Annotated in this window: 14 protein-coding genes; 4 read left to right on the forward strand and 10 right to left on the reverse strand. The window is 74.4% G+C overall.

Translation table 11 applies throughout. The features are described from left to right. Window positions 1-4: 4 nt before the first annotated feature. The 7 genes from ACFHWE_RS13840 to ACFHWE_RS13870 form a co-directional block, all read right to left on the reverse strand. Complete coding sequence (locus tag ACFHWE_RS13840) at window positions 5-1,204, reverse strand: copper transporter (protein WP_416601781.1); 1,200 nt, start codon at window positions 1,202-1,204, stop codon at window positions 5-7. Further along, window positions 1,201-2,406, reverse strand: a complete 1,206-nt coding sequence (gene steA / locus ACFHWE_RS13845; protein WP_416601783.1) for a putative cytokinetic ring protein SteA — start codon at window positions 2,404-2,406, stop codon at window positions 1,201-1,203. The genes ACFHWE_RS13840 and steA overlap by 4 nt, the downstream gene beginning before the upstream one ends. A gap of 125 nt (window positions 2,407-2,531) precedes the next feature. Further along, window positions 2,532-4,244 carry a DNA repair protein RecN gene (recN, locus tag ACFHWE_RS13850; protein ID WP_416601785.1) on the reverse strand — a complete coding sequence of 571 codons (1,713 nt, stop codon included), beginning with the start codon at window positions 4,242-4,244 and terminating at the stop codon, window positions 2,532-2,534. 74 nt (window positions 4,245-4,318) lie between these two features. Then, a complete protein-coding gene (locus ACFHWE_RS13855; protein WP_416601787.1) occupies window positions 4,319-5,245 on the reverse strand; it encodes an NAD kinase in 927 nt (308 codons plus the stop codon). A 110-nt stretch (window positions 5,246-5,355) separates the two neighbouring features. Then, a complete protein-coding gene (locus ACFHWE_RS13860) occupies window positions 5,356-6,156 on the reverse strand; it encodes a TlyA family RNA methyltransferase (protein WP_416601789.1) in 801 nt (266 codons plus the stop codon). Window positions 6,157-6,162: 6 nt separating this feature from the next. After that, complete coding sequence (locus ACFHWE_RS13865; RefSeq protein ID WP_416601791.1) at window positions 6,163-6,357, reverse strand: hypothetical protein; 195 nt, start codon at window positions 6,355-6,357, stop codon at window positions 6,163-6,165. 109 nt (window positions 6,358-6,466) lie between these two features. Next, window positions 6,467-7,153 carry a membrane fusogenic activity family protein gene (locus tag ACFHWE_RS13870; protein ID WP_416601793.1) on the reverse strand — a complete coding sequence of 229 codons (687 nt, stop codon included), beginning with the start codon at window positions 7,151-7,153 and terminating at the stop codon, window positions 6,467-6,469. Between the two features lie 456 nt (window positions 7,154-7,609). Here ACFHWE_RS13870 and ACFHWE_RS13875 point away from each other — a divergent pair, with 456 nt between their 5' ends. The 3 genes from ACFHWE_RS13875 to ACFHWE_RS13885 all read left to right on the forward strand — a co-directional run bounded on the left by ACFHWE_RS13875 (window position 7,610) and on the right by ACFHWE_RS13885 (window position 10,856). After that, on the forward strand, window positions 7,610-7,960 hold the full coding sequence (locus tag ACFHWE_RS13875; protein WP_416601795.1) for an SCP2 sterol-binding domain-containing protein: 351 nt from the start codon (window positions 7,610-7,612) through the stop codon (window positions 7,958-7,960). 385 nt (window positions 7,961-8,345) lie between these two features. After that, window positions 8,346-9,653, forward strand: coding sequence for a DUF1015 family protein (locus ACFHWE_RS13880; protein ID WP_416601797.1), 1,308 nt, complete (start codon window positions 8,346-8,348; stop codon window positions 9,651-9,653). 195 nt (window positions 9,654-9,848) lie between these two features. Next, complete coding sequence (locus tag ACFHWE_RS13885) at window positions 9,849-10,856, forward strand: HAD-IIA family hydrolase (protein ID WP_416601798.1); 1,008 nt, start codon at window positions 9,849-9,851, stop codon at window positions 10,854-10,856. Between the two features lie 5 nt (window positions 10,857-10,861). Here the strand turns inward: ACFHWE_RS13885 and ACFHWE_RS13890 are convergent, their stop codons facing one another. Beyond that, window positions 10,862-11,227: a single-stranded DNA-binding protein gene (locus ACFHWE_RS13890; RefSeq protein WP_416601800.1), complete on the reverse strand. Its 366-nt coding sequence runs from the start codon at window positions 11,225-11,227 to the stop codon at window positions 10,862-10,864. A 182-nt stretch (window positions 11,228-11,409) separates the two neighbouring features. Here ACFHWE_RS13890 and ACFHWE_RS13895 point away from each other — a divergent pair, with 182 nt between their 5' ends. Beyond that, window positions 11,410-12,399 carry an MBL fold metallo-hydrolase gene (locus ACFHWE_RS13895; RefSeq protein ID WP_416601802.1) on the forward strand — a complete coding sequence of 330 codons (990 nt, stop codon included), beginning with the start codon at window positions 11,410-11,412 and terminating at the stop codon, window positions 12,397-12,399. 11 nt (window positions 12,400-12,410) lie between these two features. On the opposite strand, the gene ACFHWE_RS13900 is transcribed toward ACFHWE_RS13895, so the two are convergent. Then, entirely contained in the window at window positions 12,411-12,809 is a 399-nt protein-coding gene (locus ACFHWE_RS13900) for an NUDIX hydrolase (RefSeq protein ID WP_416601804.1), read from the reverse strand. Between the two features lie 53 nt (window positions 12,810-12,862). After that, on the reverse strand, window positions 12,863-13,964 hold a 1,102-nt coding region (locus ACFHWE_RS13905), incomplete at its 5' end, for a hypothetical protein (RefSeq protein ID WP_416601806.1).

Genomic DNA, 13,964 nt, shown 5'->3' on the forward strand with positions numbered 1-13,964 from the left:
TCCCTCACTCCCCCTCCTCCACGGCCCGGGGCGTGTCGTCGGGGACGCCGGAGGCCTGGGCGACGGTGCCGTCGGCGAGCCCGCCGGCGGTCGCGGCACCGGCCGACGGCGCGGCGGAGGGCTCCACGACGGGCCGTGGCCGGGGGCCGGGCAGCGGCACGGGGGCGAACCCCGCCGCGCCCTCCCCCACTCCGTAGGCGCCGGGTGCGCCCTCCAGTGCGTCGGCCAGGGCCAGGACGGTGATGACGTCGCCCACGGGGCGCCCCGCCAGGTCGACCGTGGCCAGACCCGACTCCTGGGAGCGCGCGCGGGCGATCAGGCCGCCGGGCTGCGCGGATGCGGCGTCCCCGGCCAGGACCGTGGGGCCGACCTGGCCGCCCATGGAGGCGACGAACGAGGCCAGGGCGGCGGTGACGGCCTCGGAGTCCCCGTCGGAGCCGAAGAGCGGGGCCGCGGGCGCCACCACGACCACCGTGTCGGCGGCACCGGCCGGCTCACCGTGGAGGGCGATCAGGCCGCTCTCGGCGAAGTCGTCCAGGACGGCGCCGGCCCGCGCCCGGGCGGCCCGTACCGCGGCGGCACCGTCGGCCTCCCGGGGCTCTCCGCTCTCCTCGGGTCCGGGCGCGGAGGGGCCGTCGGACACACCGTCGGACGCACCGCCGGCCTCCTCGTCCCCGTCCGTGCCGCCGGTTCCACCGCCGCCCTTCCCGACGTCGGCCAGGGCCCGGCCGAGCGCGGTTCCGGCCTGCTCGTAGGCGGTCCCCGAAAGCTGTTCGGAGGCGCCGGAGGCCCGGCGCGCGACCGCGGCGACGAAGGAGGCGCTGCCGTGCTCCACCAGGTCCGGGGTGAGGTCGATCCGCCCCACGATCTCGCCGTCGGCCTCCGCCACACGGTCGGCCAGGGCGGCGACCACGTCCACGTCGGCGCCGGGGGCCGCCACCACGGCCACGCCCAGGCCGTCCAGGCGGCGGCCGAGCACGTCCCCGGACAGGGCCTCGGCCAGTTGGTCGGCGCCCAGCGCGACCCGGTCGGCCGCGTCGCGCTGGACGCGCAGCTCCTCGCTCTGGACGCGCAGGTCGGCCGTCTCCGCCTGGAGGGTGTCGAGCAGGGGATCCTGGAGCATCGTGGTGCCCAGCACGATTCCCACGGTCAGGGCTAGGAAGACCGCGACGATGGACACCAGGTGGTAGCGGAAGTCGATCACGTGAGCAGCCCCGTCAGCCAATAGGAGAAAGCGTCCCACCGCGCCGCCAGGAACGTGAGGTAGACCTGCCCCGCCGGAGAACTGTAGGCGGCGACGACGATGGTGAGAAGGCACGCGGCGACCAGGCCCAGCAGCGCCCACGGGGAGATCCGCGACCGGTAGAGGCGACTGACCCCCTTGGCGTCCACGAGTTTGCCGCCCACGCGCAGCCGGGTGAGGAAGGTGCTGGCCATCCCGGAGCGCCCCTTGTCGAGGAACTCCTCCAGGGTGGCGTGTGTGCCGACCGCCACGATCAGGGCGGCTCCCGCCCCGTCGGCGAGCATCATCGCGACGTCCTCGCTGGTGCCGGTCGCGGGGAAGACCACGGCCGTGTACCCGAGGTCGGTGAGCCGGGGCAGGCCCGGGGCCCGGCCGTCCCGGTAGGCGTGCACGACCAGTTCGGCGCCGCTGCCCAGCGCCCGGTCGGAGACCGAGTCGAAGTCGCCGACGATGATGTCGGGGCGGTAGCCGGCGTCCATGACCGCGTCCGCGCCGCCGTCGACGGCGATGATCACCGGGCGGAACTCGCGGATGTAGGGGCGCAGGGCGGCGATGTCCTCGCGGTAGTGGTAGCCGCGCACCACGATGAGGACGTGGCGCCCCTCCATCTCGGTGCCGATGGCGGGGATCCCGACACCGTCCAGGAGCAGGTCGCGCTCGTGCTGGAGGTAGGCCATGGTGTTGGCGGCGAAGGCCTCCAACTGGGTGGCCAGTCCGGCGCGCGCCTGGGCCATGGCCGCGCCGACGGTCTCGGCGCTCTGGGGGGTGCCGCTCGCGAGGACCTCGTCGCCGCGCAGGAGGGAGCCACCGAGCAGGCGCAGGCGCTCGCCGTCGCGGATCCGGGTGAACACCTCCGGATCGACGTCGTCGACGAGGGGGATCCCTGCGGAGACGATCATCTCGGGGCCCTGGTTGGGGTACCGGCCGCTGATGCTCCGGGCGACGTTGAGGACCGCGGAGACGCCGCATCCGACGAGGGCCTCGGCGCTGACCCTGTCGAGGTCGACGTGGTCGATGACGGCGATGTCGCCGGGCCGGAGCCGCTTGGTCAGGTTCTTGGTGCGCCGGTCCGAACGTACGGGCGCGACCAGTCCGGCGGGTGCGTCCCCCCGGGTGCGGCGGAGCCGCAGGACTGTGGCGCTGAGCGCATCCGATACCTTCATCGATCGCATACTGTCAGAATTCGACGACAGTGCGTCACAACGATGGATCGGTCGGCGTGTTCTGCACGCCCTCCTGTCCGCCCCGGCGAGCCGCGGTGTCCGTGCCCCGCGGGGCACGGACACCCTCATCCGGCCGGGTACGCGCGCTCGGGGTCGGCGTTGCCCAGCAGCTCCTCGGCGTGTGCGCGCCCCAGTTCGGAGTCCTCCAGCCCGGCGAGCATCCGCGAGAGTTCACGGACCCGGCCCGCGCGGTCCAGCCGCACCACACCGCTCTCGGTGACCAGGCCGTCCGTGGACTTCTCCACCACCAGGTGGGCGTCGGCGAACGCCGCGACCTGCGGCAGGTGGGTGACGACGATGACCTGCGCGCTGCGCGCGAGGCGGGCCAGGCGGCGGCCGATCTCCACGGCGGCCTTGCCGCCCACGCCCGCGTCGACCTCGTCGAAGACGAACGTGGGCACCGGGTCGGCGCCGGCGAAGACCACCTCGATGGCCAGCATCACACGGGAGAGCTCACCGCCCGAGGCCCCCTTGTGCAGGGCCAGCGGCCGGGCGCTCGGGTGCGGGGCCAGCAGCAGCTCCACCTCGTCGCGCCCGTGCGGCCCGAACTCCTCACCGGTCTCGACCCGCAGGACCACCCGCGCGTGCGGCATGGCCAGGGCGGTCAGCTCCTCGGTGACCGCAGCGCCGAACCGCTCCGCCGCCTCGGTGCGGATGCGGCTCAGCTCCCGGGCCGCCTCGTCCATCCGGGCGTACAGGTCGTCGGCCTCGGTGCGCAGCGCGTCGATCCGCTCGTCGTCACCGTCCAGTTCGGAGAGGCGCTTGGCCGCGTTCTCCGCCCAGGCCAGGATGTCGTCGGCGCTCTGGCCGTACTTGCGCGAGAGCTGGGTGAGCAGTGCGCGCCGCTCCTGCACGACCGCCAGGCGCGCCGGGTCGGCATCCACCGACTCCCCGTAGGAGGCCAGCTCGGTGGCGGCGTCGGTGAGGATGTAGGACGCCTCGTCCAGGCGCTCACCGATCGCGGCGAGCCGCTCGTCGTGCTCGCTGACCGACGACACCGCCTGGCGGGCCGTGGACAGCAGTCCGACGACGTCGATCTCGACGTCGGAGGCCGGGTCCCCGGCGAGCGCCTCGTGCGCGGTCGTGGCCGCGACCCGCAGGCCGTCGGCGTGCGCCAGCCGGGTCTCCTCGGCGAGCAGCTCCGCGTCCTCGCCGGACTGCGGTTCGGCCTCGGCGATCTCCTCGACCCCGAAGCGGAGCATGTCGGCCTCCTGGGCGCGCTCGCGCGCCCGCTCGACCAGCGTCTCCAGCTCCGCCGACACCTCGCGGTGGCGCCGGTAGGCCACCGTGTACTGCTTCGCCACGCGGGCCAGGTCGGGGCCCGCGAAGCGGTCCAGGGACGAGCGCTGGCGCTCGGCGCGCAGCAGGCGCTGCTGGTCGGACTGGCCGTGCACGGCGACCAGGTCGTCGGCGAGGTAGGCGAGCAGGCTCACCGGGGAGGAGCGGCCGCCCATCGTCGCCCGCGAACGCCCCTCGGCCGACACCGCGCGGGTGAGGATGAGGACGTCGTCGTCATCGATCTCGCCCCCGGCCTCCCGCACGCGCGAGGCCACCCGGCCCTCCTGGGGGATCGTCAGGCGGCCCTCGACCACGGCGCGCGGCGCACCGGGGCGCACGCGCTGCGGGTCGGCACGCCCACCGAAGAGCAGTCCGAGCCCGGTGACGACCATGGTCTTTCCCGCGCCGGTCTCACCCGTGACGACGGTCAGACCCGGTGACAGTTCCAGAACGGCGTCGTCAATGACACCGAGTCCCTGGATACGGACTTCCTCGAGCACCGATCCCTCTCCTGTGGTTGACGCCAGTGCGTTCATGTCCGGACCCGCGCGTCGCGTCGGGAACCGCGCCCCGGTCAGTGGTCGTTGTCGACCCGCCCGCGCCAGCCCGCGACCGGTAGGCCGAACTTGGCCACCAGCCGATCGGTGAACGGCGCCCGGTGCAGCCGGGCCAGCCGGACCGGTGTGTCGGCACGGGTGATCTCGATTCGTGCCCCTGCAGGCAATTCGACCATACGCCGTCCATCACACCAGAGCACGCCCGGTGCCGTATCGGGGAGCACCTCCAGCGCCACCGTGGCCTTCGGCCCGACCACCAGGGGCCGGGCGAACAGGGCGTGCGCGCTCAGCGGCACGACGAGGATCGCGTCGACGTCGGGCCAGACCACGGGGCCGCCCGCGGAGAAGGCGTGCGCGGTGGATCCGGTGGGTGTGGCGCATACCACACCGTCGCAGGTCCAACGGGACAGCGGGCGGCCGTCGATCTCCAGGACGGCCTCGATGATGCGCCGGGCCTCACCCTTCTCCAGGGTGGCCTCGTTGAGCGCCCAGGTGCGCACCGGCGGCGCGCCGTCGCCGCGACCGCCGTTGAACACCGCCACGTCCAGGGTCATGCGCTCCTCGACGCCGTAGTCGCGGTCGACCACGCTGTGCACCGTCGCGCCGAGGTCCTCGCGCTCGGCCTCGGCGAGGAAGCCCACGTGTCCCAGGTTCACCCCGAGTACCGGCGCACCGGCCGGCCGGGCGATCTCGGCGGCGCGCAGCAGGGTGCCGTCACCGCCCAGCACCATGACCAGTTCCACACCGTCGGCGGCGTCGGCCGGTTCGACGACCTCCACCGGCCACAGGGGGCGGCCGACCTCGGCCAGCGCCTCGACCTCGCCCTTGAGCATGCGCACGGACAGGCCGGCGCGGGTGAGCCGCTCGTGCACCAGGCGCGCGCTGCGCACCGCCGCGGGCCGGCGTGTGTGCGCCAGCAGGAGGACGCTGCGTTCGCGAGTCATCGCCCTCCCCTCGTGATCAGCTCCCCGCGGGGAGTCGGATGCGGACCGGGTGCGGTCGACGACCCGGCCGGATCACGCTATCGGACACCGCCGACACGGTGCCACGGGGCTCAGCCCGGCCCCTCCTCGACCACCCGAGCCAGGCGCCCGGGGTCCAGGGGCGGGGCGCCCTCGCGCATCCACAAGAAGTACTCGACGTTGCCCGAGGGGCCCGGCAGGGGGCTGGCGGCCACGTCCACGGTGCCCAGCCCCAGGCCGAGCGCGCGGGCGGCCACGCCGGTGACGGCCTCGGCGCGCAGCACCGGGTCGCGGACCACACCGCCCGCTCCGACACGGTCTTTGCCGACCTCGAACTGGGGTTTGACCATGAGCACGAAGTCCGCGCCGGGGAGGGCGCAGTCGCGCAGCGGTTCGAGGACCAGGGCCAGGGAGATGAACGACAGGTCGCCCACGACCAGGTCGGGCCGCGGCTCACCGACCATCTCGGGGGTCAGGTGGCGCACGTTGACCCGTTCCATGACGCGCACGCGCTCGTTGCTGCGCAGGGGCCAGGCGAGCTGGCCGTAGCCCACGTCGACCGCGGTGACGCGCAGGGCCTCACGCCGCAGCAGTACGTCGGTGAACCCGCCGGTGGAGGCCCCGGCGTCGAGGGCGTGGCGGCCGGAGACGTCGAGGTCGAACGCGTCGAGGGCGCCGATGAGCTTGTACGCGCCCCGGGAGACGTAGGGCGGCCCGTCGGAGGGGGCGCGCACCACGATGGGCTGGTCCGTACCGACCTGGGTCGCGGGTTTCGCGGCCACCATTCCGGCCACCCGGACGTGCCCGCCCTCGATGATCTCGGCCGCGTGGCCGCGTGAGCGTGCGTGTCCGCGCCGGACCAGTTCCGCGTCGAGACGGGTACGTTTCGCCATGGTCACCTAGAATAGCGTCGGCCGCGGGTCGCCGCCGGTGCTCTCTTCGAGTGACCTGAGGACGGCGGACAGCTCCCGGTGCAGGGAGTCGAACACCTCGACGTGCTGGGCCGTGGGCAGCGACTCCAGCGACGCCAGGCGTTCCCGTGCGGTGTCCAGGGTCTGTTCGGCCAGCGCGGCGGCCTGTTCCGTGGGTTCCATGGTCCTGACCTCCTCCTTCGGGGTGTGCGGCTCCACCCGCGGGTACCTCGGAACGGATCGGCTCCACGCGGGATCGCGGGGCGGGGCGGGTCGGCGCCGCGCACCGACCCTACTTCTTGGCCGGTCCCTTGCGCTTGGCCGTGGAACGCGACCGGGCGGGCTTGGGTGTGCTCTTGGCCGCGGTCCTGGGCTTGGCGCGCGGGGCGGGCTTCTTGGCGGTGTGCTGCTTGGCGTCGCCGTCCTCGCCCTCGCCGCCCCCGTCGCCCGGGGCCGACCGCGCCCCGGTCATCGCGGCGGTGTCGGGCTCCTCCTCGGCCTCCGCACCGTCCGTGCCGGTCTCCGCCCCCGCGGCCTCCCCGGCGGGGAGCGGGGCGGCGCCCCCGTCTGAGGGGACCGGCCGGACGCCGGACGCGGTGGCGCCCTCCGCCTGCGCCGAGGGGCGCTCCAGGCCCTGCCGGGCGGCCAGACGGCGTTCGAGTTCGGCGGTGCGGCGCACCAGGCGGTCGTGCTCGGTGCGGGGGACGACGTCCATGCGCTCCAACTGCCGCCCGACCTCCGCACGCACGAGGTCGGCGATCGCGGAGCGGTTGGAGCGGTTGGTCTCGATCAGCTCGCCGGCGAGGGCCTGGATGCTCTGGCCGAGCCGGGGGGGCGGGGCCTCGTGCTCCGTCGGCGCGGGGGCCGCGGTCCCCTCCGCGCGGAGCAGGGCCTTGGCCGCCGTGACCGCGTCCTTGCGCGAGAGTTCGGTGAGGCCACTGGCGGCATCGAGATAGGTGCGTACCGCGTCGACGACCATGAATGTCTCCTTGATGGGACCGCAGGAGGGAGGAACGGGAAAAGCACGCACGGACGGGGGAGGCCGCACGGCGAAAGGTGCGTGCACCACGCTACCGGGGCCCGCGCTCCGATGGCGCGGGAACCGGGAGGCCGCACCGCCCGCCGGAGCGGCGCGGGCGCCACGGCCGCGGACGGGGTCGCCCACCCTCGGGCACAGCCGGACCACCGCGCAGGCGAAGGCCCCGTCTGCGGGGGTCCCGGGGCGCCCGTGCCCGAGTCCCGGGCACCGCAGGCGTCCGCGATCCACCTCTCGGAGACGGGGCGCGTCGGACAGGGCCGGGTTCATACGCCCGTCCGCTCCCCACGGCAAGACGCCCGCGCCCGGACACGATGGGGCGCGGGCACCGGCCCCACGAACGGACGGTGCCCGGGTGCCGGTGCCCGGCCACGGGACCGGCGACGGCATCATGGGGCCATGAACGACATCGAGGCGTGCCTGGCGGGCATCGCCAAACTCAACGAGCGAATCCTCGCCCAGTCCGAGGCGGAGCGGCGCAAGCACATCCGCGACCGTTCGGTGAGCGTGGCGGTCCCGGACCTGTCGGCGGTGTTCGACATGCGGCTCACCGTGGACGGCCTGGTCGGCATCACCCACCGCCCGGCCGACACGCCCGCACCGCGAGCCCAGGTGAGGATCACGGTGTCCAGCGGGGACCTCGTGGAACTGGCCGAGGACCGGTTGGACGCGGCCGGGGCGCTGCTCACCCGGCGGCTCCGGGTGGACGCGAGCGTCGGCGACCTGATGCGCATGCGCCGCATGCTGTGACCCGCCGGGTGGGCGGCGCGGTGGGGCGCCGCACCCGCTCCGGGTTCCCACGGGTGCGCACGCCGACGGGTTGACGTCCTCCCCGCCGTGAACCGACGGGCGTTCCGACTCGCCCTTGCGGGCGAGCGGCGCCGAACGTTTCACGGCGACAGCCGGTCCCTGTTTCACAGGCCGGTGCCGGGGCGTGGGATTCCCGGCCTCACACAGCCTCCGCAGGTGTTCAACGTCTCCGCCCGTCCGGCGGCGACCACGTCGGCGGGGCCGGTTCCCACCCGCCGGCGACACGGAAAGCACAGGACCACGAACACAGCGCGCGAACCGGATCCTGCTCACCTCCGACGTGAACGCCGGAGCACCCGCGGATAAGACGGGTAGCGTTCAGGGCATGGCACGCCCACCTCTGGCACTGACCCCGTTCCGGGGGCTGCGCTACACGGACCTGGACGTCGGACGGGCCCTGGACTCGGGTGAGCTCGACGCCGCCGTCCTCCTCGCTCCCCCCTACGACGTCCCGGGGCCGGAGGAGGCGCGGGACCTGCTGCGCTCGGACCCGCACAACGCCGCCCACCTCACGGTGCCCTACCAGTTGGACCCGAGGGGGCGCGGTGACGGCGCGGGGCGGACCTCCCCGGCCGTCTACGAGGGCGCGGCCACCCGGCTGCGCGCGTGGATCGACCAGGGGATCCTGGCCCGGGACCCCGAACCCGCCCTGTACGTGTACGAGCAGACCACCGCCGCGGGGGTCCGCCAGCGCGGACTGATCGGTACGCTGGCCCTGCCACCGGCCTCCTCCCCCGCCCACGGACCGGTCCGGCCGCACGAGGAGGTGGACCACGGCCCCGTGCTCGACCGGCTCCGGCTGACGGTCAGCACGGGAGCCCACCTCGAACCGGTCTTCCTGCTGTACCCGGGCGGCGGCGGAGCCGCCACCCGGGCCGCAGAGGACGCGGAGCGGCTGGGAAGGGCCCTGGTCGACACCAGCACCGCGGACAGGACCCGGCACCGGCTGTGGGCGCTGACCGACCCGGCCGTCCACGCCGAGATCGCCGCCGACCTGGCCCCGCGTACCGCACTGATCGCGGACGGGCACCACCGCTACGCCGCCTACCAGGAAATGCGCGCATCGGGGTGCGCTCCCGGCTGCGACCACGGGCTCGCCTACCTGGTGGACAGCGACACCCACCCGCCCGACCTGGGAGCCATCCACCGTGTCGTGCCCGGCCTGGACACGGCGGCGGCGGTCGAGGCGGCGCGCTCGGCCGCCCGGGTCGAGGAGCTCACCGGTGCCTCGCTGCCCGACGCCGAGCGGGCCCTCGCCGGGGCGGGCCGCCCGGCCCTGCTCCTGGCCGACCCCCTCGGCCGCTTCCACCTGGTGCGGGACGTGGACGCGGCGCAGGCGGCCGAGGCCGCCCCCTCCCGGTCTCGGACCTACCGGGAGCTGCCCACTGCCGTTCTGGAGCATGTACTCCTCCCTCTGTGGGGATACGCCGAGCACCGGACGCGGAAGGTGCACGACGATCCGGCGAAGGCCGTGGCGGCCGCCCGGGAGGCGCACGGGACCGCCGTCATCGTGCCCCCACTGCGTGTGGAGCAGGTGTACGCCGTCGCCGACCGGGGGGAGCTCACCCCGCGCAAGTCCACCTCGTTCGGCCCCAAACCCCGTACCGGACTGGTCATGCGCCTGCTCCCGTGACGGCCGCGGTCCCGGCCCCGGCGGCCCCGCGACCGGGGCGGGGTGCGCTTCGCGCCCGGTGCCCGGGACGCACGGAAGCGGCCGCCCGGCAGCGCCGGTGCGACACAGCGCACACCGGCGACCGCAGGTCCCCGCCGCCCCGTCGGCCCTAACCTGGGACACGTCCGCGCACCCACACGGAACGGGTACCCCGAGATGGCCCTGCTCGCCGCCGAACGTCCGCTCTCGGAGCTCTACGACGCGATGCTCCTCGACCTGGACGGGGTGGTCTACATCGGTTCCCGGGCGGTGCCGAGTGCACCGGAGGCGGTGGGGAAGGCGCGTGCGGCGGGCGCACGGGTGGCGTTCGTGACCAACAACGCCGGGCGTACCCCGGCCCGGATCGCCGACCACCTCACCGAACTGGGTGTGGCCGCCGCACCCGAGGACGTGGTGACCTCGGCCGAGGCCGCCGCGCGTCTGGTGAGCGACCGCTTCCCCGCCGGGTCGGAGGTGCTGGTGGTGGGCGACACCGGACTGCGCCAGGCGGTGTGGCGCAGGGGGCTGCGCCCGGTGACCGTGGATTCGGGGTCCGTGGTGGCCGTCGTCCAGGGGTACGCGCGCACCCTGTCCCGCGACCTGCTCGACCAGGGCGCGCTCGCCGTCTCCCGGGGCGCGCTGTACGTGGCGAGCAACGCCGACGCCACCGCCCCCAACGAGTGGGGGATCACCCCGGCCAACGGGGCGTTCGTCCGGGTGATCGCCCACGCCACCGGGGTGGAGCCGATCGTGGCGGGCAAACCCATGCGCCCCCTGCACGAGGAGGGCATCCTGCGCACCGGCGCCCGCAACCCGCTGATCGTCGGCGACCGCCTGGACACCGACATCGAGGGCGCCACCACGCACGGCGCCGACGGGCTGCTGGTGCTGTCGGGGGTGGCCACACCGCTGGACGCCCTGTGCGCGCCGGAGCACCGGCGTCCCCGCTACCTCGCCTGGGATGTGTCGGGTATGAACCAGACCCACCCTCCGGTGACCGCGGAGGGGCCGCGGACGCGCTGCGGCGGGTGGACGGTGGCCGTCGAGGGCGCGGACCTGCGCCTTGAGGGCTCCGGGGACCGCCTGGACGGGCTGCGCGCGCTGTGCTCGGCCGTGTGGTCGGACGGGTCGGTCGATCCGGCGGGGCCGGACGCGCGCACGGCACTGGCCCGGCTGGGCTGGTGAGGCCGTCACCGGTTCTCCCTCCTCCGCAACCGGGCGGCGGTGCGCACCTCCACCTCGTACACACTGCGCACACCGCCGGGGGCCCGCCAGGTGCGCCGTCGCAGCGCACCGCTCATGCGGGCCACGTCGCCCAACCGCCACTCGCCGACCAGGTCGTGGACCTGGGGATCGAAGCTGACACAGGTGATGGAGTCGCCGCGACGGCCCCGGAAGCGGGTCGCGGCGGTGCGGGCCACACAGACCCGCCAGGTGGCCAGGCGGTCCCCGCTGGGGAGCACCCGGAACACCGGTTCGGCGGTGAGTCGGCCTGCCACGGTGATCTCGTTCCGGTGGTCGGTGTCCGGCGCTGTGGGGGCGGCCTCCTGCTGCATGTGCACGTCCTTCCTGGAGGAGCGGGGGAACGGCGCGGCACGGCGGAGAGGACTGCGACGGAGAGCGTGTGCGCTGGTATCCAGCCTCCCCCGGCGCGCGCCGGAACGGCAAGGCCCCTCCTCGCGCCTGTGGACGGACGCCCTAGAGTCGGATGGGTCCGTGTGATTGAGAGGTGGCACCCGTGGTGGATGTGAGCGACCTGCCGGAGGGGACCGTCTCCCTCGGCGACGACATCTTCGTCATCGACACGATGCTCGCCGGATATCCGGGGGTGGTGTCGGCGTACCTGATCCTCACCGAACGGCCCTGTCTGGTGGAGGTGGGAACCGCGGGGTCGGCTCGGACGCTGCACCGGGCGATCACCGCTCTGGGCCTGGCACCGGAGGATCTGGCCACCATCGTGGTGACCCACATCCACCTGGACCACGCCGGCGGGACCGGTGACATGGCGGCGCTGTTCCCGAACGCGGAGATCGTCGTCCACGAACGCGGCGCACGGCACCTGGCCGACCCCGGCCGTCTGATGCGCAGCGCGGCGATGGTGTGGGGCGACCGTCTGGACACCCTGTTCGGCCGGATGAGCCCGACCGAGGCGACCCGGATCCGTTCGGTGGCCGAGACGGGCGAGATCGATCTGGGCGGCGGCAGGCGCCTGGTGTCCCACTACGCGCCCGGCCATGCCAAGCACCACATGGGGCTGGTGGACACGGCCACGGGCGACCTGTACGTCGGTGACGCCCTGGGCGTGTACAACCCGCGCACCGGCGACCTGCGCCCCGCGACCCCGCCGCCGGACTTCGACATGGACGCGTGCCTGCGCACACTGCGGCTGTTCGGGGACATCGACGCGCAGCGGCTCATGTTCTCCCACTTCGGCGCGGTGGACACGGTGGCCGAGACCATCGACCGGTCCGAGTCCGAACTGCGGCTGTGGGTGGAGACCGTACGCGAGGCCCGTGGCACGGACGGGGACCTGGACCACGCGGTCGCCATGGTCCGCGACAAGGTGGTCTCCCGGTACGGGCGGCGCCCTGCGGAGGCCTCGGAGGAGTCGGCCCAAGTCATGGACGTGCTCTCGGGGCCCGAGTCCAACGTGTCCGGCATCGTGCACTGGCTGGACCGCCTCGCCCGGGAGCAGGCCGAGGCGAAGAAGGCGGCCGAGGGGTCCTGAGGCGTACCGCCTCAGGGCGCTCCGGGAAGCCCGAGTTCCCGGAGCAGGTGCGCGTACAGGCCGTCCGACCAGGACAGGTCTCCCTCGGGCAACGCGTCGAACGCGCGCACGTCCACCGTCTCGAAGTCCCCGCTCAGCGGGGACAGAGCGGTGACCCGGGCGTGGGTGACCACGGTGACGTGGCCGCCGGCGAGGACGTAGTGGCCCGCGACCCGGAGGCGGTCGAGGGTGGCACCGGCCTCCTCGAAGGCCTCTCGGCGGGCGGTGTCCGCCACGTCCTCCCCCGGTTCGGCGTGGCCGCCGGGGAACTCCCAGCCCCGGTCCCTGTGGCGCACGAGCAGTGGCCGCCCATCGAGGAAGGTCAGGCAGACGACGGAGTCGTGGGCTTCGGGGAGGGCGCCCAGGCGCACGGTGGCGCCGCCGAGGGGCCGGTCACCACCCGGCGGCGTGCGGTCCGTTCCGGTCAGTCCCGCTCCTCGTCATCGGCCGGGAACTCCTCGGCGTCGGTCCAGACGATGCCGTCTCCGTCCACGTCGACGAGTTCGACGCCCTCGATGGCGGCGAGCCGCTCGTCGGCGTCGGTCACCCCCTCCTGGTCGACCGCGGAGGCCCGTGAGAAGTACTCCCGGGCGTCCTCCTCGCGTCCGAGTTCGGCCAGGACGTCGGCGTAGGCGTAGAAGAGCCGGGCCACCCACGGGCGGGCGCGGCGCTCCTTGAGCTCGGGGACCTGGAGTTCGGCCAGGGCGGCTTCGAGGTCTCCCATGTCCCGGCGGGCGCCGGAGGCCACGATCCGGAGTTCGATGCGGTCGGCCGTGTCCAGGGTGGCCGCGGCGGGGTCCTCGGCGACCTCCAGAGCGCGCTCGGGTCTGCCCAGACCGCGTTCGGCGTCGGCTATGACGGCGAGGAAGCTGTCCCGACCGCTCATCCTGCGGGCCGCACGGAGGTCGGAGAGGGCTTCCTGCCACTTGCCGACGGTGTAGGCGGCGACGCCGGAGGCCTCACGGACCCCTGGCACCCGTGCGGCCTTCCTGCGGGCGAAGACGGCGTGCTTGTAGGCGCGCTCGGGGTCCTCGTCCAGGAACAGGCCCGCGGCCACGATGTGCTTGCCGACGAGTTCGGCGAGCGTCTTGGGCAGGGAGTTCAGGTCGCGCCGGATCTCGGGGTCGAGTTGGGAGTAGGTGATCTCCTCGGGCAGCGAAGGGGCGATGTCCTCGGGGGACCGCTCCTCACGTCGGCCGCCGCGCCGGTCGTCCCCGCGCCCGCGCCCGCGGTCGTCGCGGCGGTCGCGGTAGCCGCCGCGCCGGTCGTCGCCGCCCCGGTAGCCGCCACGGTCGTCACGCCGGTCGCGGTAGCCGCCGCCCCGGTCATCACGGCCCCGGAAACCACCACGGCCGCCCCGGTCATCGCGCCGGTCACGGCCCCGCTGGTCACGGTCGTCGCGCCGCTGGTAACCGCTGCCGCGGTCATCACGGCCCCGGAAACCCTCACGATCGCCCCCGCGATAGCCGCCCCGGTCATCGCGCCGGTCACGGCCCCGCTGGTCACGGTCGTCGCGCCGCTGGTAA

Origin of the sequence: Nocardiopsis sp. LOL_012 (genome assembly GCF_048060475.1) — a bacterium.
Classification (GTDB): Bacteria; Actinomycetota; Actinomycetes; order Streptosporangiales; family Streptosporangiaceae; genus Nocardiopsis.